Origin of the sequence: Paenibacillus sp. 79R4, assembly GCF_013393165.1 — a bacterium.
GTDB lineage: Bacteria > Bacillota > Bacilli > Paenibacillales > Paenibacillaceae > Fontibacillus.
Genome location: NZ_QJOT01000004.1, coordinates 1 through 18,368, shown reverse-complemented (window position 1 = coordinate 18,368; position 18,368 = coordinate 1). Strand labels below are relative to the sequence as shown.

The 18,368-nt window shown below is 48.9% G+C and carries 16 protein-coding genes; 11 read left to right on the top strand and 5 right to left on the bottom strand.

Going from position 1 to position 18,368, the window contains the following annotated elements; translation table 11 throughout:
- Positions 1-133 precede the first annotated feature (133 nt).
- Together DMN77_RS05975 and DMN77_RS05970 are read left to right on the top strand one after the other, a co-directional pair.
- A complete protein-coding gene (locus DMN77_RS05975) occupies positions 134-697 on the top strand; it encodes a cupin domain-containing protein (RefSeq protein WP_068781606.1) in 564 nt (187 codons plus the stop codon).
- 127 nt (positions 698-824) lie between these two features.
- On the top strand, positions 825-1,409 hold the full coding sequence (locus DMN77_RS05970; protein WP_229521059.1) for a GNAT family N-acetyltransferase: 585 nt from the start codon (positions 825-827) through the stop codon (positions 1,407-1,409).
- A 60-nt stretch (positions 1,410-1,469) separates the two neighbouring features.
- Here DMN77_RS05970 and DMN77_RS05965 read toward each other — a convergent pair whose 3' ends face one another.
- Together DMN77_RS05965 and DMN77_RS05960 are read right to left on the bottom strand one after the other, a co-directional pair.
- Complete coding sequence (locus DMN77_RS05965) at positions 1,470-2,642, bottom strand: MalY/PatB family protein (protein ID WP_179014008.1); 1,173 nt, start codon at positions 2,640-2,642, stop codon at positions 1,470-1,472.
- Positions 2,643-2,705: 63 nt separating this feature from the next.
- Entirely contained in the window at positions 2,706-3,266 is a 561-nt protein-coding gene (locus DMN77_RS05960) for a beta-class carbonic anhydrase (RefSeq protein WP_068781604.1), read from the bottom strand.
- Between the two features lie 440 nt (positions 3,267-3,706).
- On the opposite strand from DMN77_RS05960, the gene DMN77_RS05955 reads away from it, so the two are divergent.
- Complete coding sequence (locus DMN77_RS05955; RefSeq protein WP_179014007.1) at positions 3,707-5,224, top strand: carboxypeptidase M32; 1,518 nt, start codon at positions 3,707-3,709, stop codon at positions 5,222-5,224.
- 99 nt (positions 5,225-5,323) lie between these two features.
- Here DMN77_RS05955 and DMN77_RS05950 read toward each other — a convergent pair whose 3' ends face one another.
- The 3 genes from DMN77_RS05950 to DMN77_RS05940 form a co-directional block, all read right to left on the bottom strand.
- Entirely contained in the window at positions 5,324-5,542 is a 219-nt protein-coding gene (locus DMN77_RS05950; protein ID WP_068781602.1) for a hypothetical protein, read from the bottom strand.
- Between the two features lie 14 nt (positions 5,543-5,556).
- The gene (locus DMN77_RS05945) at positions 5,557-5,880 is read right to left on the bottom strand and encodes an ArsR/SmtB family transcription factor (protein ID WP_179014005.1); all 324 of its coding nucleotides are present in this window, start codon (positions 5,878-5,880) and stop codon (positions 5,557-5,559) included.
- Between the two features lie 202 nt (positions 5,881-6,082).
- Positions 6,083-6,571, bottom strand: coding sequence for a hypothetical protein (locus DMN77_RS05940; protein WP_179014004.1), 489 nt, complete (start codon positions 6,569-6,571; stop codon positions 6,083-6,085).
- Positions 6,572-6,738: 167 nt separating this feature from the next.
- Here DMN77_RS05940 and DMN77_RS05935 point away from each other — a divergent pair, with 167 nt between their 5' ends.
- The 8 genes from DMN77_RS05935 to mutL all read left to right on the top strand — a co-directional run.
- Positions 6,739-7,743: an ABC transporter substrate-binding protein gene (locus DMN77_RS05935; protein ID WP_179014002.1), complete on the top strand. Its 1,005-nt coding sequence runs from the start codon at positions 6,739-6,741 to the stop codon at positions 7,741-7,743.
- 27 nt (positions 7,744-7,770) lie between these two features.
- The gene (locus DMN77_RS05930) at positions 7,771-8,580 is read left to right on the top strand and encodes an ABC transporter ATP-binding protein (protein WP_068781598.1); all 810 of its coding nucleotides are present in this window, start codon (positions 7,771-7,773) and stop codon (positions 8,578-8,580) included.
- Positions 8,552-9,388 carry an ABC transporter permease gene (locus tag DMN77_RS05925; RefSeq protein WP_068781597.1) on the top strand — a complete coding sequence of 279 codons (837 nt, stop codon included), beginning with the start codon at positions 8,552-8,554 and terminating at the stop codon, positions 9,386-9,388. The genes DMN77_RS05930 and DMN77_RS05925 overlap by 29 nt, the downstream gene beginning before the upstream one ends.
- A gap of 162 nt (positions 9,389-9,550) precedes the next feature.
- Positions 9,551-10,534: an aromatic acid exporter family protein gene (locus DMN77_RS05920; RefSeq protein WP_068781596.1), complete on the top strand. Its 984-nt coding sequence runs from the start codon at positions 9,551-9,553 to the stop codon at positions 10,532-10,534.
- 271 nt (positions 10,535-10,805) lie between these two features.
- On the top strand, positions 10,806-11,348 hold the full coding sequence (gene cotE / locus DMN77_RS05915; protein WP_068781595.1) for an outer spore coat protein CotE: 543 nt from the start codon (positions 10,806-10,808) through the stop codon (positions 11,346-11,348).
- 871 nt (positions 11,349-12,219) lie between these two features.
- A complete protein-coding gene (locus DMN77_RS05910) occupies positions 12,220-13,671 on the top strand; it encodes a putative amidoligase domain-containing protein (protein WP_179014000.1) in 1,452 nt (483 codons plus the stop codon).
- Between the two features lie 94 nt (positions 13,672-13,765).
- Positions 13,766-16,687, top strand: a complete 2,922-nt coding sequence (mutS, locus tag DMN77_RS05905) for a DNA mismatch repair protein MutS (RefSeq protein ID WP_179013999.1) — start codon at positions 13,766-13,768, stop codon at positions 16,685-16,687.
- Between the two features lie 459 nt (positions 16,688-17,146).
- Positions 17,147-18,368, top strand: a 1,222-nt coding sequence (gene mutL, locus DMN77_RS05900; protein ID WP_179013997.1) for a DNA mismatch repair endonuclease MutL, incomplete at its 3' end; no start/stop codon positions are given.

Below are 18,368 nucleotides of genomic sequence, written 5' to 3'. Positions count from 1 at the left end.
CAAACCTTGCCGTCACACTGAAGCTCATCTTCGCGGTAAAAAGACGGATCCGCTTCGCTGCTTTGCCAGTGTCATTCTCCTGCCCTGGGCATATGCTGAATAGACGCATACCTATATGAGGAGGAACAAGATTATGGTGGACTTATTGCAGGAGCCTAATTTGCAGCTCGCGGCAGATTCGAATCAGGTGTTGAACTATAAGCGAGATCCGCAAAATTATATAACTCAGGTGTTCGGCAGGCAGCTTCCGGCGATTAAGACAGGGTTCTTCAATGTTCATATGACGAAGGGGATTATCATTACACCACACTGGCATACAAATGTCGATGAAATGGTGTTCGTCATATCCGGCGAGGTTATTACGGCTGTGTTTAATCCTTTTACCAGAAGATTGATGTGCTATTATTTGAAGCCAGGACAAATATCGCTGCTGCCTAAGGGCTGGTTCCATTGGATTATTGCTGAAAGTGAACATGTACATTTGCTTACGATATTCGATCAGCCAACACCGGATATTGTTTACGGGGCGGATTTCCTGCGCGGTATTCCGAAGGAGGTCATGCAGCGTGCCTATTGCATTAATGAGGAGGATTACGCGAAGGCGGTAGCACCGATTCAGGAGGCAGTTATTCTAGGTCCTCCGGTCGGTTGCTATACTGAATCGGCAAATATATCTCCCAATATGAAGGGCTCCTGATCCTGGCTGATTAGGAAGTGATATAATGGGGATTAGATACACTTGGATTTATACTAAATGAGGTGGAACTATTTGTAGTAAATTACATCAAGTCGGTCGGCGGGACATTCCTAGAGCGGCCGCTGTAATGGCCGAAGCTTTTGCGATGGATGACCCGCTATACCGTCATATTTTGCCGGACGAGAAGTCAAGATTACAGGTGCTGAACATATTTTTCAAGCATTATATCGAGATGTTATACCCCTATTCTGACCTGGTAACAACCTCGGAGCGCTATGAAGCGGTAGCCCTGATCTTTCATTCGGAACGGGAGCCGAGAACATGGCGTTCAAAAATGGGCTATTGGCTTGGAATTGCCAGGGCAATAAGTAAATCCTTGCCGATCTGCCGTTATATAGGGCTTCACGGCTTCGTACGCGGCATCTTGATTCTTCGCCAAATGGACTCATCCTGGCTCTCTATGCTGGGAGGGCATAAATATTTACATCTGGATATGTTAGCCGTTCAGGAACCGTATCGGGGGCAAGGTTATGTCTCGCAAATCATGAGGCCTCTATTGGAGAAATGTCAGGAGGAAAAGGCAATATGCTCGCTGGAGACGCAGACGGAGAGCAACTTGCCGATGTATGAGCATTATCATTACCATATCGTAAAGACCATTCCGCTGCCCGGAAGCTCATTGCAGCAGTATTGTCTTCTGAATGATTTATAGGACTTCATCTGTAATGGAGGCCAAAATAACAGGGGACCCTGGATAGGGTCCCCTGAAATATTATACGCGCTCAACGGCCGCTTTGAATTGATCCAGCGCTTTGCTGAGCAGAGCGCGAGGGCAGGCCAGGTTAATACGAAGGAAGCCTGTTCCTTGTTCGCCATAGATGGAGCCTTCGTTGAAGGCGATCTTGGCTTCCTGATACATCAATTGCTTCAGAGCATCGGGATTCAGCCCAAGCTTGCGGCAATCTACCCATAGCAGATAAGTTCCTTCCGATACAATCGGATTCAGCATAGGGATCTGCTCCTTAATGAACGAAACCGCATATTCCATATTGCCACGTACATATTGAAGCAGCGCTTCAAGCCAATCTTCACTATCGTTATAAGCAGCGATAGTAGCCGGGGGCCCGAAGAAGCTGACTCCGCCTACAGCAAGCGTCTGAACCTGCGCATCAAACAACTGCTTAATCTCGGGATTTGAGATGCAAGTAAACGAGGAATGAAGGCCGGGCATATTGAAGGTCTTCGATGGTGCAAGACAGGTGACAGTACGGTCGGCGATGCCCTTCGAAAGCGTTGCGAACGGAATATGCCTCTTGTCGGCCAGGATCAAATCACAATGGATCTCATCGGAGATGACGCGGACATCATATTGCTCGCACAGCCGTCCCAATTGCTCCAGCTCCTCTCGATCCCATACGCGGCCTCCCGGGTTATGAGGACTGCAGAGCAGCAATAGCTTGGCACCGTTACGCATTAAACCCTCAAGCTGTTCATAATCCATCTCATAACGGCCGTTGCGAAGCAATAAAGGGTTCAGGGCAACCTGGCGACCGTTCTTGCGAATCACATCGTAGAACGGATTATATACTGGTGATTGAAGAATCACCTGATCACCTGGTTCGGACAATACCTGGATAGCAATCCCGAGCGCAGGAACGACTCCTGGCGTATCCGTCAGCCATTCAGGCCGGATCTGCCATTGATGGCGCCTGCTGAACCAGCTCATTATAGCATCCAAATACTCCTGCGTTCGAATTGTATAACCATACATCCCTAATTCAGCCCGCTGCTTAACGGTCTCGATGACGGCCGGCGGACAACGGAAATCCATGTCGGCTACCCAAAGCGGAAGAACCTCCGGGTCGCCAAACAAGCTCTCAGCTTGGTCCCATTTTAAAGAGAGCGTTCCTTTTCGTTCGAATTGTTCGTCAAACTGATAAGTCATAGATTTACTGCCTTCCTTTCTAAGTTGCGAGATGATCTATTTATCTGCAGATATATCATGCAGTTATTCATACCCGTTAATGATCAGTTCCAATTCTCCGGTTGTAGAGTCGATCAGCAGGCCGTGAACCGGAAGGTTAGCCGGGAGGAGCGGGTGATTTTTCACAATGCCAACCGTATGAATGATGCCTTCCTTCTCGTTATTCACACCACGCAGCCATTTGTTCAGTCGGATTCCGGAATGCTCCAATGTATCCAGGACTTCGTTGGAAATGCCGCGTTCCCGCATCGTTTCGATAACTCTATCCGAGTTTATGGCAGCCATCCCGCATCCGGTGTGTCCGACGATGAACACTTCCTCTGCTTTTAACTCATAGATCGCTACGATAAGACTACGCATAACGCTACCGAAAGGCTGCGAAATAATTGCTCCGGCATTTTTGATTATTTTTGCATCGCCGTTTTTCAGATTCATGGCCTTCGGAAGCAGTTCTACCAGTCTTGTATCCATACAGGTAACAATAGCCAGCTTCTTATCGGGATATTTGTCAGTGATATAAGACTCATAGTCCTTGTTCGCAACAAAGTGGCGGTTATGCTCTAGAATAGTTTCTACACGGTTCATAGTGTGAACCTCCTTTCAAATTAAGCGGGGCTCTAATATGGACAACAAATAATAAATCCGCTTAAAATTTAATTATACGTATTTGAAAAAGTATCAGCAAGAGAACTGTGCAAATAAAAAACTTCTGCTAATCCGTAAATGGATCGTCAATGGAAGGCCCTTTGTGGTCATCCGCTAAGCCGGGTTGCCATGAGCTTCGATGTGGAAGGCATATGATATCCTGTTCACCATACAATCACTTCCAGGAAAACCGCTGTAAAATTTCAAATATAAATCTGCCGTATATACGAGCTTGGGGGTATCCCGCTTGAAGTCACGTTGAATTATAGGGCTCGTCTGTGATAATGTCATGGTGTGTTCGTTCTATTTATGTAGCTGGATAACATCTTCTAGATAATGAACAGAGATGGGCCCAAATCCAAAAGAGAGGTGAATATGGGATGAATCAAAAAACGACGGAAATCTGGGAGCAGTTCCGGGATCTTCTTCGCAAAATGACCAGTTATGATGAAGCAGTTGCCTTATTGCACTGGGATCTGCGAACCGGAGCGCCAAAGAACGGAGCCGAGGCGCGTGCCGCTACAATCGGTACGTTGGCTACGGAACATTTCAAGCTGCAAACTTCCGAGGAAATGGGCGTTTACTTAGCTTATTTGAATCGGCCGGAGGTGCTCGCTGAGCTTGATCAGACGGGCAAACGTCTCGTTAGCACCGTGCAGGAGCAATATGACTATAACGTAAAGATTCCGCCGCAGAAGTTCCAAGAATATACAGAGCTTGTCTCACATGCGGAGACACTGTGGACCGACTTCAAGAGAAATAGCGATTATGCCGGCTTTGAGCCTTACCTAACAAAAATTGTGGAAAAAACACAGGAATTCATCGACTACTGGGGACCGAAGGCCACTCGTTACGATACGCTCTTACATATGTATGAACCTGAGCTGACGGTGGAGAAGCTGGATGAAGTCTTCGGACGCCTTCGTGATCGGCTTGTACCTCTGGTCCAGCAAATTGCAGAAGCTGCGGACAGACCGGATTCGTCCTTCCTGGACAGTACATTTGATATCGCCAAGCAGCGCGAGTTCAGTCTGGCTATGCTGAAGGAGATCGGCTATGATCTCGACGGGGGGCGGGTCGATGAGACCGAGCATCCGTTTGAGACGACGATTAATCCGGGAGATGTGCGGATAACTACGCATTACTATGAGGATGATCTGACAAGCGCTTTGTTCAGTTCGCTGCATGAGGGCGGTCACGCGCTTTACGAACAGAACGTGGATTCCAAGCTGAACGGGACTCCGCTTAGCCAGGGGACTTCGATGGGCATTCACGAATCACAATCCCGCTTTTGGGAAAATTTTATCGGTCGCAGCCGTGAGTTCTGGAATCGCTACTATGGAGGGCTGCAGCAGCAGTTCCCAGAACAGCTGAAGGATGTGTCTGTCGATCGATTCTACCGGGCGATTAACCGCGTGGAGAGCTCGCTTATTCGCATTGAGGCAGATGAGTTAACCTATAACCTCCATGTTATTATTCGTTATGAGATCGAGAAGATGATCTTCAACGAAGGTTTGGCCGTTAGCGACTTGCCGCAGGTATGGAATGAGAAATACCAGTCCTATCTCGGAGTTACCCCGTCCAATGACGGTGAAGGAGTGCTGCAGGACGTGCACTGGTCCGGAGGCAGCTTTGGTTACTTCCCTTCCTATGCGCTTGGCAATATGTACGCAGCCCAATTTGCCCATACCATTCGCAAAGAGCTGCCTGAGTTTGACAGCCTGATTGCTGCTGGCAATCTGGAGCCGATCAAAGCTTGGCTAACTGATAAAATCTATAAATACGGCAAATCGCTCAAGCCTGCGGAAATTATTAAGCAGGTGACAGGCGAAGATCTCAATCCAGACTACCTGGCCGATTATTTGGAGCAGAAGTACAAAGAAGTTTACAAATTATAATTGGATATCCAAAGAAAAAAGGTGCGAAAACCATAAGGTTTCGTACCTTTTTCTTTTTACAAAGTGTCAACTGTCTTTGCGACTACTCTCTTTTGAGAATCAATCTACTTCCTTAAGCATTTTTTCAATGCGGGTTAAACGCAGATTTACTTCTTGCATTTGTTGTTGCAGCAGATGTGCATTTTCCTTATCCAGTTTCAGCCGTTCGTCAGCGCGCTTCCCCATTCGTCGAGCAATACTAATGACATAATAGATTATGATGATAAATACGAGTAAAGGAATCAAAGTAATAATAATATTGGGATAGATAATACTCAAAATGATTCAGCTCCTCATTGCAATTGATTTCTGACGGTTAAACTGCTTGCTGCCTTAGCAATCAAGTCCTCATTCAACTCGATGCTGAAGGGATCGATCTCATAATACTTCATTGCTTTTCCGTTATCGGAAATTTCATGGTATCCATTGACCAGATTGGCGTCCTCCAATCTTTGCAAGTGCAAATAGAGCAAGGGTCTGCTAATACCTAACTCCCTGGCAAGCTGGCTCACATATTTTTTTTCCTGACGAAGTATTGCAATAATATGGAGCCGATATGGATTTGACAATGCCTCCAAAATCTTTAAAAGTTCATCACCGGTTAAATTGTTTTTCATATGTAATAATTTTATTACATGTGATATAAATAAACAACACTTAATAAGCAGTTTGGATTGAATAGAAAAACGGATTTGAGATTACTCAAGTCCGTTTTTCTATATTTCCAAAGATTCAGAGGACATTTGATTTATGAGCTAATCTTCGAACACGATGAATTCCTTGAGGTTATCGCCAATATAACTGCGATCTTCTGTAGGGTTAGGGAGAGGATGCTTTGAATTTAGTGAACAAGGGGGAGGTGGAATCCAGCAATGCTTGGTTACGGACGAAATCTTCACGCATTACATTAAACTCGTCCAAATTACGCGGATGAGGGTAGGCTTTAAGAACCAACCCGATGTCATCGAGAATTTGCAGCATAGGTTCATCCCCCAAATAGTTGACTCCGGATTGGATTGCCGACCAAATTTTGGGCTGTGCCCCAAAATACGTACTCCACCAATAAAATTCTTCTAGCGACTCAACCGCGTGATCATAAAATACGTGAAATGAAAACAATCCCCGTTGAAGCTTGGTAAGATCACTATAAAAACCTTCCTTGATCACTTCGCTATTTTCTAAAGGATGATCGGCCATTCTTTGCTTGTAAATGCGTATTAGCGGCTCGAAGCAAACCTGGCACACTTCTTCAGGTCTTAGCGAATCCCATTCAAATCTTTTCAACTTTAAAATCAGTATATAAATCACGTTCCTCTCAACATTATACAGCTAAAGATTGAAATGGGATAAACCTGATGTGGATCTCGACAATAGAGCGGCATCACACCTCTCCGGTGACTTAACCATTTGCCCAGTTCACGCATACACATAGAACAAAGCCTAATTTTATGGTGACTGTGAAAGAGGTGACAGGCATGTTCAAGCGAAATACGATGCTGCTGATGGCTCTTCTGCTGCTGTTGACGTCGGGATTGACGGGTTGTGCAGGCGGGGGCGGGGCGAAGATCAGAATCGGTGAGGTTACGCGTTCAGTCTTCTATGCCCCCGAATATGTTGCCCTGGAGAAGGGATTCTTCAAGGAAGAAGGTCTGGATGTCGAGCTGCAGACGACGGCTGGCGGAGACAAGACGATGACGGCGTTGCTGTCCGGTGCGATAGATGTAGCTCTGGTGGGAGCTGAAACATCCATATATGTATACCAACAAGGTGCGGAAGATCCAGTCATTAATTTTGCCCAGCTAACACAGACGGATGGTACCTTCCTTGTAGCAAGGGATGCGACAGGTGATTTCGATTGGTCGAAGTTGAACGGGAGTGTCTTCCTCGGTCAAAGAAAAGGCGGGATGCCACAAATGGCTGGTGAGTTCACACTCAAGAAGCATGGAATCGATCCTCATGCCGATCTGGAATTGATTCAAAATATTGAATTCGCCAACATAGCCGCTGCGTTCGCATCAGGTACAGGGCAATATGTTCAATTATTCGAACCACAGGCTTCGATATTTGAACGTGAAGGCAAGGGCCATGTTGTAGCTTCGTTTGGAACAGAGAGCGGACAGCTGCCTTATACGGTGTTCATGACCAAGCAGAGTTATATGAATAAGCATAAGGATGCCGTCCAGAAGTTTACGAACGCGATCTATAAGGCCCAGATGTGGGTGGGATCCCATACGCCGGAGGAGACGGCGAAGACGATAGCGCCGTACTTCAAGGATACAGATATGGACATTCTGACCAGTTCAGTGAAGCGCTATCTCGAGCAGGGAACCTACGCTACAACACCAGCCCTGCATGAAGATGCCTGGAACAACCTGCTTGATGTTATGGAGAGTGCGGGAGAACTGAAAGAACGCGTAGAGATGGCAAAGGTCGTTAACAACGATTTTGCGGAAGCTGCCGTTAAGGCGAGTTCCAAATAATTAACCGGATGGAAGGGAGTGTGAGCGGTGGTTCCTGTCGTAGAACTGAAGGATTTGGATCATTTATATTTAACGGATCGGGAAGCGATACTTGCACTCAAGGGGATCAATCTGGCTGTGAATGCGGGGGAATTTATCAGTCTGGTTGGCCCAAGCGGCTGCGGCAAGACCACGCTTCTATCACTGATTGCCGGATTATTGTCCCCGTCCCGGGGGCAGGTGCTGCTGCATGGCAAGCCGATAACGGGGCCAACTCCCGAGATCGGCTATATGCTGCAGCAGGACTATTTATTTCCTTGGCGAACGATTCTGGGTAATGCACAGCTTGGTCTTGAATTAACCGGAAGATTAAATGAACGCAGCACCCTTATGGTCATGGAGCTTCTGGAGGGGATGGGGCTGGAGAATACAGCGAATCAGTATCCGCATCAGCTCTCAGGGGGGATGCGGCAGCGGGTCGCGCTCGTCCGTACTTTGGCAACAGACCCGGATCTGCTGCTTCTGGATGAGCCTTTCTCGGCGCTTGATTATCAGACGAAGCTTCAGCTGGAGGATCTTGTTGTGGATACGCTGAGGCAAAGGGGCAAGACCGGGATACTAGTCACGCATGATTTGTCAGAAGCTATTGCGGTAAGCGACCGGGTTATTGTGCTTGCCGCAAAGCCGGGAAGAATGAAGAGCACTTATGAAATCCCGGACAATATTCGAACACTGCAGCCTTTTTATGCTCGAGAGGAAGAGGGCTTCAATGAGTTATTTCAGGAAATATGGCGCGATCTGGAGACTTCGGAGGAGAGGGGGATGAAGGATGTCGCTCACACAAACTTTGAAGGTTAAACATGAGGAGAAGGATTGGATTAAGGATCAATGGCACAGGCATCGCCGGCAAAAGAACAGGCGTAAACGTCTTGTGCTAAGTACGCAATTAGCGCTTCTGTTTATTTTCATCGGGTTATGGGAGCTGGCTGGCCAATTGAAATGGATTGACGTCCTAATCTTCAGCTATCCGTCCAAGGTCGCCCGGCAAATTGCCAAAGATGCCTTGTCCGGAGAACTGTGGCCGCATCTTGGAATCACAGTAGCTGAGACGGCGGTTGGGTTCTTGCTTGGCACGTTGATCGGAACAGCTCTGGCCGTCCTCATCTGGTGGTCGCCGTTTCTGTGCAGAGTGCTGGACCCCTATATGGTAGTGTTCAACAGCATGCCTAAGGTGGCACTAGGGCCGATATTTATCGTGATGTTCGGAGCGGGTTATACAGCGATCGTGATTACGACCCTGTCCATTACGGTTATCGTAACGACTCTGGTGGTATACAACAGCTTTAACGAGGTTGACCAGAACCTGATCAAGGTGATTCGAACATTTGGCGGCTCACGTCGCGACGTATTCTTAAAAGCGATTTTGCCTGCCTCATTTCCTACGATCGTATCCACCTTGAAGGTGAACGTGGGTATGGCCTGGGTAGGTGTCATCGTCGGAGAGTTCCTCGTAGCCAAAATCGGGCTAGGCTATTTGATCGTTTATGGTTTTCAAGTGTTTAACTTCACCCTGGTGCTGTCCAGTCTGGTCATTATTGCTATTGTGGCGACGGCGATGTACCAGATGGTCGTATATATTGAACGCAAACTGCTGAAGGAGCGGTAAGCTCCTTCTTTTTTGTTGCTGCCGCATTGCCCGTCGTTAGCAAATCGAGTACGATGATGAAGTGAAATAGAGCGAATGATATACCTAGAAATTTCAGGTTAATTTTGCGCAAATGTTCAAATGGTATATCTATAGTCTGTTAATTAAAGGGTGATTAATTAGATGGGATTCAGAGTTATTAAGACAGCGATCGCCACGGTACTGGCTATCATCATATCCGATGCGTTTAATATCGAAGGCGCACTATCCGCCGGCCTGCTGGCCATTCTGGGAGTTGATGTAACGCGAAAACGCAGCATTGCAACGGTATCCTCCCGATTTTTCGCTTCTATCTTGGGATTAATAATGGCGTTTATTCTTTTCTACATACTTGGCTTCCATATTTGGGTGTTGGCCGTTTACATCTTAATCGCATTCCCACTCCTTTCCCGCGCGAAATTCAAAGAAGGGATCGTTACAAGCTCTGTCGTGGTGTTCCGCGTATTCGGCGGCGAGATGATCAGTCTGCAGGTGATGGCAACGCAGATCGAATTGCTATTGATCGGTCTGGGCTCTGCTATGATCGTAAACCTGCTCTATATGCCGAAGGAGGAAGATAAGCTGTTCAAAATCCGCTTTAAAGTGGACGGGCTATTTTCGGTTATTTTTAAGCATATTGCGGCATCTCTGCGCGATCCGGAGCATCTATGGGATGGCAAAGAGCTGATTGAGGCTGGAAAATGGGTAGACAAAGGTCTGGCTTCTGCGAATCGCGCCCTTGAGAACCAGTTGATCTCGCCGAATGAGGCATGGAATGTTTATTTCTATATGCGCAAGCAGCAATTGGATCGAATTGAGGGGATGCTTGAGATGATCTCTCTAGTTTATGAACGGATTCCGCAAGGGGAAGCTGTAGCTACACTGTTTGAGCAGCTTAGTATTGATGTAACCCGGGAGTTCTATTCGGGGCAAACGGAGGAAATGCAGCTCCAGCTTGACCAGCAATTCAAGCAGATGAAACTGCCAGCATCGCGGGAAGAATTCGAGCTGCGTGCCCATCTCCTGCAACTCTCCCGCGAGCTAGCTTATTTCCTTGATATCGCTAAGAAGGACAAGTCGCGTCGTACGGTTCAGAATACGGCTGGAGCTGAGGCAGAAGAGTCCTGAGCCAGGAAAATACACATGTTTTGTTCATATTGTAGCGAATAAAGAACCTCTCGGGGTGCCTTTGCACAAAGGGCCGAGAGGTTCTTTATCGATTGCGAAATAACCAGACAACAAATATTTTGAGTTATCATTACATATATATTTTTTTAGGATTATGGATGGATAATGCTTGACTTATAGGCATTCACATAATTATTTATGCTTACATATTCAACATTTGCCTATGTCCCGCATACATATGTATGGAATGATGTATGGAGGAGGTTCTAACATGTCATTGAAATATCAAAGTAGAGAGATTATCACGAAAGCGATCTGCGGAAAAGGTCGTAAGTTCTCTACCGTAACACATACCGTGACTCCGCCTCACAAGCCGTCTAGCATTCTGGGGGCCTGGATTATCAACCACCAGTATGAAGCGGTAGCGGCCGGCGACGGAATTGAAGTTATTGGTACTTACGATATCAACATCTGGTACTCCTATGATAAAAATTCGCAGACCGAGGTAGCAAAAGAAACGGTGTCTTATGTAGAGAATGTTCCGCTCAATTACCTGGATTCCAGACACCGCCCTTCAACGGTGGAGGTTACTGCGGAGGCAACGCAAGAGCCGAGCACCGTTGAGGCAAGTGTGACTGGCGACGGGCGGGTATCGATTCGTGTAGAACGTGAATTCGCCGTAGAACTCGTGGCAGAGACGAAATTGAATATTCTTGTCGTGCCTGGCAATGCGGAAGACAAAGAATATGATTTCGGATCTGACTCCGAGGATTACGAGGATTTAGATCCAGACCTCCTCGACGACGAGCTTTAGGAGAGTGCTTCAAGAAGCGAGCTGCTGCATTGCAGTTTGAGCCCCGAAGCTTTTTGACATCCTTAAAACGTATGTTCAAAAAGTCAGACCCTCAGCACCAAGCAGCGCCGAGATTCCTGCTCCGATAAGCGTTGTCTTGATAAGCTTTGGCTGATCGTCTAAATCGTGATCCGAGGGGACTTTTTGAGCTACCTCTTATAAGTGCGGTTCAAAAAGACCGGTTTTCAGCACCGAGAAGGTTGAATGAAGCTAGGGACCGAGGAGTGGAGTGTACGTAGGGAGTACATGAACCCCGGAAGGCCCGGTTGAATTCAAGATTCGATGCTGAGAATACATCCTGATTTACTTCGTGTTAGATATAGAATTTATTTCGTTATCAGCGGAAGCTGATGAAATTCTATATCGCAAGAAAACCTACCTTTACATCGCGGTCGCTCATCTCAGAATAACTTCGATCGGTTTTCTTATCAAAAGCGGACTTTTTGAGCTACCTCTTATAAGTACGGTTCAAAAAGACCGGTTTTCAGCACCGAGAAGGTTGAATGAAGCTAGGGACCGAGGAGTGGAGTGTACGTAGGGAGTACATGAACCCCGGAGGGTCCGGCTGAATTCAAGATTCGATGCTGAGAATACATCCTGATTTACTTCGTGATCAAAAGCGGACTTTTTGAGCTACCTCTTAAGAAGCGGGTAATTGGATTATAGTCTACTATATGCGGCAGGGGCGTCGTCGTCGAGGGCGGCTGCCCTCTTTTTGTTTTTAATTTTGAGGGATTGAATGGTCCATGCCTGGGTAGTCGGGTTGTTAACGGTTTATCTATGGACGGGGATCCAAATGGTATTAATTCAAGCTGAGTGGGGGTGTCACGAAATGAATGCTAAAAAAAGCCATATCCTGCGAATCTGTATGCCCACCAGTGTATCTTCCCGGGAAATGACCCATAAGCTTAACGCGTTAGCTGGGCCCTACCGTGTTCTGCAAGACCCTGTTGCCAATCCTCGTACATGGGAGAATGACTCTGCGATCGGTATAAACAACCTCGTCTTCGGGCTGCCAGAGGCCTATTTGGCGGATGAGGTTATTGAATGGAATATCAACCGCGAGCTGGGTCGTTATATGAAGCTTACTTTAACTGAGCGAGAGCAACGTCTGATTACCGCTGGTTTACTTGCTTCTTTTGAATCCTCCTCCAGGCCCGGTAGACAACGAATATACAAGCGCCGATTCAAAGTGAGCGTATTTCATCTGCGTGCCCTGCGTGCAATTCCGCTAGGACGCTCAGGAATTGTCCGTTCCCCCGGGCTTGAACCGGAACAGGGCACACCCTTATGGAGGCGGCTGGGGAAGACGGCGATTCGAGCGCTGTATGCGTATGGTCTTGACATGGGGGAAGTGGTTATCGCTGCAGGCGAGGAAGGCCAGTATACGGTTGAAGAGGTCTCACCCATCCCTGATTTTGCCGATCCTGCTACGGTGCAACTGTACGCGGAGGCGATGACGGAGCATTTGCGGGAGCTGGATCAGTTCTCCAGCGAGGAAGCCGAGGTGCTCATCGGAATGGATCCGGAATTTATACTCTATAACCATCATACAGGCAAAGTTGTGCCTGCTTCGCGGTTCCTCAGCCATCACGGAGAAGCGGGCTGCGATGTGCTTCGTTTTCAGGGCCGCAGACTGCTGCCGCTGGCGGAACTGCGCCCTGCTCCAGGGCGTGAGCCAGAGGAGGTTGTCCGCCATCTGCTGCATGCTTTTCGAACGGCAAATACTCACATTTCTGACCGAAATCTGCTCTGGCAGGCCGGGGGGATGCCGCAACGCGGCTTTCCGTTAGGCGGTCATGTCCATTTCAGCGGAGTTCCACTGACCAGCGAATTTTTACGAATTCTTGACAATTATTTGGCGCTCCCTGTATTTCTGCTTGAGGACAACAGCAGCTTTCGCCGCAGGCCGAATTACGGATTTCTGGGCGATTACCGGGTCAAAAGCTATGGCGGCTTCGAATATCGCACACTGCCCAGCTTTCTCATCTCGCCTCTAGTCACCAAAGGAGTTATCGCTTTGGCCAGGCTAGTCGCGGAGAATCCGGGACATTTCAAGCGAAGACCATTGCAAGATGAGGAAGTGTTCCGCGCTTTTTACAATGGTCAGCCGGAGCGGATCAGGCCATCGATCCTTTCGCTATTATCAGATATCGCGGAGGCCGAAGGCTTTGGTCGCTATGAAAAATATCTGGGCCCATTTTTAAAGGCTGTAAAGTCAGGGGCAACTTGGGATGAATCCACCGACATTCGCAGGCCCTGGAAAATACAAAATCACTCGTAAGCCTCCATTCCTTTCTGTTATAATAGACTTCTAGTGCGAGTTTATAAATGGACTCTAAAAATGTCTATTATAAATGGTAATGTGGAGGTTTCTCATGGCTAACTATACGCCGATGATTCAACAATATTTGAGTGTGAAGGCTCAGGCGAAGGATTCCTTTCTGTTTTTTCGTTTGGGCGATTTTTATGAAATGTTCTTTGATGACGCAATTCTGGCGTCCAAGGAGCTGGAGATTACGTTAACCGGCCGCGACGGAGGCACTTCCGAGAAGATTCCAATGTGCGGCGTTCCCTATCATTCGGCTGAGAGCTATATTCAGCGCCTGATTGAAAAAGGCTATAAAGTGGCGATTTGCGAGCAGGTTGAAGATCCTGCCACAGCCAAAGGCGTCGTCCGACGTGAAATTGTACGGGTGGTCACGCCAGGTACGATCATGGAAGGCAAGACGGTGGCGGAGCATACGAATAATTACATACTGTGCGTTACCGAACAAAGCGGCAATATGGCGCTGGTGGTCTGCGATCTCTCAACAGGCGAGCTTTATGTTACTTCCGCTCCTGCCAATAAAGAATGGCTCCGTGACGAGATCGGACTGTATGATCCGTCCGAGATCATTGGCGACGCCGAGCTGCTTGAATGGATCAAAAGTCAGGCGTCCACGCTTGGCAAGCCAGTTGTGTATACCCCCTGGGATCGGGGAAAGGAAGAGACGGGACGCAAGCAATTTGGTGAAGCAGCCTGGCTAAGGCTTGAACCGGAGCGTCAGCAGGGAATTTCTCTGCTTGTCGGATACCTGAGCGAGACCCAGAAGCGTTCGCTGGGGCAGCTTACAAAGATCACGGCCTATGAGCCAGAGCAATATATGATCCTTGATCCATTTACCCGTCGTAATCTGGAATTGGTAGAGACGGTGCGGGAGCGCTCTAAGAAGGGATCTTTACTGTGGCTGCTTGATAAGACCGAGACCTCGATGGGCGCGCGCCTGCTGCGTCGCTGGGTTGATAAACCGCTGCTGCAGAGAAGCAGAATTGAGGAGCGGCTGGAGGCGGTTGATGCGCTGCATCGCGACTTCATATTGCGGGAGGATCTTCGCATCTTGCTTGGCGAGATCTATGATCTGGAGCGTCTGACCGGACGGATTGCCTTTGGCAGTGCAAATGGGCGGGATATGATCGCCCTGAAATCTTCCTTACGGCAAGCACCGGCACTCAAGCAACTGTGTGCGGCTTCAGCATCTGACACGCTGCGTAAAATTGCTGACAGCATCGATATATGCGAGGACCTGGCCGAGATGATCGAGACTTCGATTGCGGACGAGCCTCCGATATCGCTGCGTGATGGTGGAATTATTAAGAAGGGCTTACACGCTCATCTGGACGAGCTCCGGGAAGCGGGCGTGAACGGAAAACGCTGGATCGCCGAGCTGGAAGCATCGGAGCGGAAATTGACCGGGATCAAGTCATTGAAGATCGGTTATAACAAAGTGTTTGGTTACTACAGCGAGGTGACCAAGGCCAATTTGTCCATGCTGCCGGAAGGGCGTTATGAACGGAAGCAGACGCTGGCCAATGCCGAACGTTATGTCACTCCGGAGCTTAAGGAGAAAGAACGCCTCATCCTCGAAGCAGAGGAGCAAATGGTCGACCTGGAGTACGCGCTGTTCCAGGAGGTGCGCGAGAAGATCGCGGCGGAGATCACGAGGCTGCAGTCCTTGGCGGAGAGAATCGCGGAGATCGATGTGTATCGCTCACTGGCTATCGTTGCATCGGATGGAAAATTCGTCCGTCCGGTCCTCAGTGAAGGTTACGACATGGTGATTGAACAGGGCCGGCATCCTGTGGTGGCGTCGGTGCTGAGCGATGCGGCATTTATCGCCAATGGGACTGATCTGCGTAAGGATGCAGCAAGCATTCTATTGATTACCGGTCCCAATATGGCTGGGAAGAGTACGTATATGCGGCAGGTTGCGCTTATTTCCATCCTGGCGCAGATCGGCAGCTTTGTACCGGCGGGAAAAGCAGAAATACCGCTGGTGGACCGTATCTTTACACGGATCGGGGCCGCTGATGATTTGATCGGCGGGCAGAGTACGTTTATGGTCGAGATGGCCGACATCCAGATCATGACGGAGAAAGCGACTCCGCGCAGCTTGATTATTATCGATGAGCTGGGGCGCGGAACGTCGACTAGCGAAGGCATGGCCATCGCGCAAGCGGTAATCGAATATGTACATGATCATATCGGCTGTAAGGCGCTTGTCTCAACGCATTTCCATGAGCTGGCTATGCTGGATAAAAGTCTGGCGAGTCTCCGCAATTACAGCATGGCTGTACAGGAGAGCGGTGACAAGGTCCATTTCCTGCGCAAGCTGAGCCCAGGCGCGGCAGACGCCAGCTACGGGATCTACTGCGCCCGTCTGGCAGGGCTGCCGGAAGGCATCATTGACCGCGCATACGGTTTGCTGCAGGGCTTTGAACTGTCGGCGGCGGAAGCGGCAGCAGCTCGGCAGGAAGATCCTATTGCGCCGCTTGCCGGAAATCGGGGCACAAATGCTGCCGGACTTGGAATAAGCGGTCAACATACTTCTGAAGATGTGAGGAGCGTAGCTTCGAGTGAACAGATTTCTACGGGAAAACTTGAAGCTGACTCCGTTGTTGGTGAGGCTGGTACGGATTACTCTTCAGTACGGCAAAGCTCGGAAACGGGGGGGACAGGCCAGCCGGAAGGGCTTGGTCCTAGCGGCAATGGAACAGGAAGCAATGGCTCCCTGTCAGGTGCTGCCAATGTGGATATCCCTGGTGCAGCTCAGAATGCGGCCGGTGAGGTTGTCCAACTATCGATGTTTGAGGATGATCTGCCCGAGCCAAGACAAGGCAAGCAAGCCTCTGCTGTTCATCAGCCGGCTGCGTTGAAGCAGATGGTGAGCATGGTGAAGCATGCCGATTTGATGAACATGACACCGATTCAGGCGATGCAGTTGATTAATGAGCTGAAAATGAAGGCAAATGAGCTGTGAACAAGTCATTATAAACTCTAACGAAACTATAGAGCGTTATTTCCGTAAAAATAGCGGCTAAAAAAGTTTAACGAAACTACAGAACGTTATTCGGCAAAAATCAACGTCTTGAGCGGATAATTTGCTTAAATAACGATACCCTGTTTCGTTACGATTTCTGGCACTACGATTATGGTTAAATAGCGATATCCAGTTTCGTTAGAGGAAAGTCTGGGCCTAATCCGGGGTCTCAGGGTAACCCCAAAACGATGGGTAAGTGTTTTACATGGTGGAGTGGGCTCGTGTTCGTAGTATCTGTAAACACCAATACTTTAGGTGAACGTTAAATACTTAAAATGATGTTTGTCCGAGTTCTAGCTTTACTTTATTAGTTGTACTATGGCTACTGTTGCGATTATTTAGTTGAAGCACCATACTGAAGCATGATGAGGAATGGATTGATTGAGGGGGGAATGAGCAATGGCTAAAATAGTTGTCCTGGACGAGCATATTGCCAATCAGATCGCCGCGGGGGAAGTTGTAGAAAGGCCCGCCTCTGTGGTGAAGGAGCTGGTGGAGAATGCAATCGACGCCGGTGCTACGAGCATTGAGGTACAGGTGGAGGAAGGGGGACTGTCCCTGATTCGGGTTATTGATAATGGCTCAGGGATCGATCCTGACGACTGTGAGGCAGCGTTCTACCGTCATGCGACGAGCAAGCTGCTGCAGGGCCGCGACTTGTTCCAGATTCGCAGCCTTGGCTTCCGGGGTGAGGCTCTGCCGAGTATCGCCGCTGTTGCCAAGGTAAGATTGGTAACAGCGAATAGCGATCAAGGCTTGGGACGGGCTGTTGAGATCGAAGGCGGGAATTTGAAGCTGAACGAAGAAATCGCCACCCCTCAAGGAACAGATATTACCGTTAAGGAATTATTCTACAATACCCCGGCAAGGCTGAAATATATGAAGACAATTCAGACCGAGCTTGGCCATATCTCAGATGTCATGTACCGGCAGGCGCTCTCCCCTCCGGAGATTGCGTTTACCTTCCGGCACAACGAAAATACGCTGCTGCAAAGCCAGGGCGGCGGAGATTTGCTGCAGGTCATTGCAGCGATCTATGGAGTGAACACTTCCAAGGGCATGGTAGCTATTGAGGCGGAAAACCTGGATTATCGCCTAACCGGTTATATTGGCCGACCTGGGCTGACACGTTCGAATCGCAGCGGAATGTCGACGATCGTTAACGGCAGATATATCCGCAACCAGGGTTTGCATCAGGCGATGCTTCGCGCTTATCATACGCTGCTGCCGATTAATCGCTATCCGCTTGGCGTGTTGATGCTGGACATGCATCCTTCCCTGGTCGATGTCAATGTGCATCCGGCCAAGCTGGAGGTGCGATTCAGTAAGGAGCCGGAGCTGAACGGCTTCGTTGAGGAGAGCATTCACTCCCTGCTGTCTGAGCAGGTGCTGATTCCCCAGGTGGTGAAGCAGAATATCGGCCGAGGCAACACTCAGGCTGTGATTCAAGAACAGTTCCACTTCACGCGTCCTGAGGTGACGAAGGACGCAGAGGAGGGCCGCGCGGGAACAAGCGGCCCTGCCGATGGTTCGGCCGCTGGCAACGCGCCGGGCGGCGCGGATAACGCGGTCGCCCGCCAGCAGGCGGCCGCGGGCAGGGAAGCCGCGCCAGCCTCCGGCG

Coding starts and splice junctions, on each gene's coding strand:
- DMN77_RS05975 (WP_068781606.1), top strand. CDS start 134: ATGGTGGACTTATTGCAGGAGCCTAATTTGCAGCTCGCGGCAGATTCG.
- DMN77_RS05970 (WP_229521059.1), top strand. CDS start 825: ATGGCCGAAGCTTTTGCGATGGATGACCCGCTATACCGTCATATTTTG.
- DMN77_RS05965 (WP_179014008.1), bottom strand. CDS start 2,642: ATGACTTATCAGTTTGACGAACAATTCGAACGAAAAGGAACGCTCTCT.
- DMN77_RS05960 (WP_068781604.1), bottom strand. CDS start 3,266: ATGAACCGTGTAGAAACTATTCTAGAGCATAACCGCCACTTTGTTGCG.
- DMN77_RS05955 (WP_179014007.1), top strand. CDS start 3,707: ATGAATCAAAAAACGACGGAAATCTGGGAGCAGTTCCGGGATCTTCTT.
- DMN77_RS05945 (WP_179014005.1), bottom strand. CDS start 5,880: ATGAAAAACAATTTAACCGGTGATGAACTTTTAAAGATTTTGGAGGCA.
- DMN77_RS05935 (WP_179014002.1), top strand. CDS start 6,739: ATGTTCAAGCGAAATACGATGCTGCTGATGGCTCTTCTGCTGCTGTTG.
- DMN77_RS05925 (WP_068781597.1), top strand. CDS start 8,552: ATGTCGCTCACACAAACTTTGAAGGTTAAACATGAGGAGAAGGATTGG.
- DMN77_RS05920 (WP_068781596.1), top strand. CDS start 9,551: ATGGGATTCAGAGTTATTAAGACAGCGATCGCCACGGTACTGGCTATC.
- cotE (WP_068781595.1), top strand. CDS start 10,806: ATGTCATTGAAATATCAAAGTAGAGAGATTATCACGAAAGCGATCTGC.
- DMN77_RS05910 (WP_179014000.1), top strand. CDS start 12,220: ATGAATGCTAAAAAAAGCCATATCCTGCGAATCTGTATGCCCACCAGT.
- mutS (WP_179013999.1), top strand. CDS start 13,766: ATGGCTAACTATACGCCGATGATTCAACAATATTTGAGTGTGAAGGCT.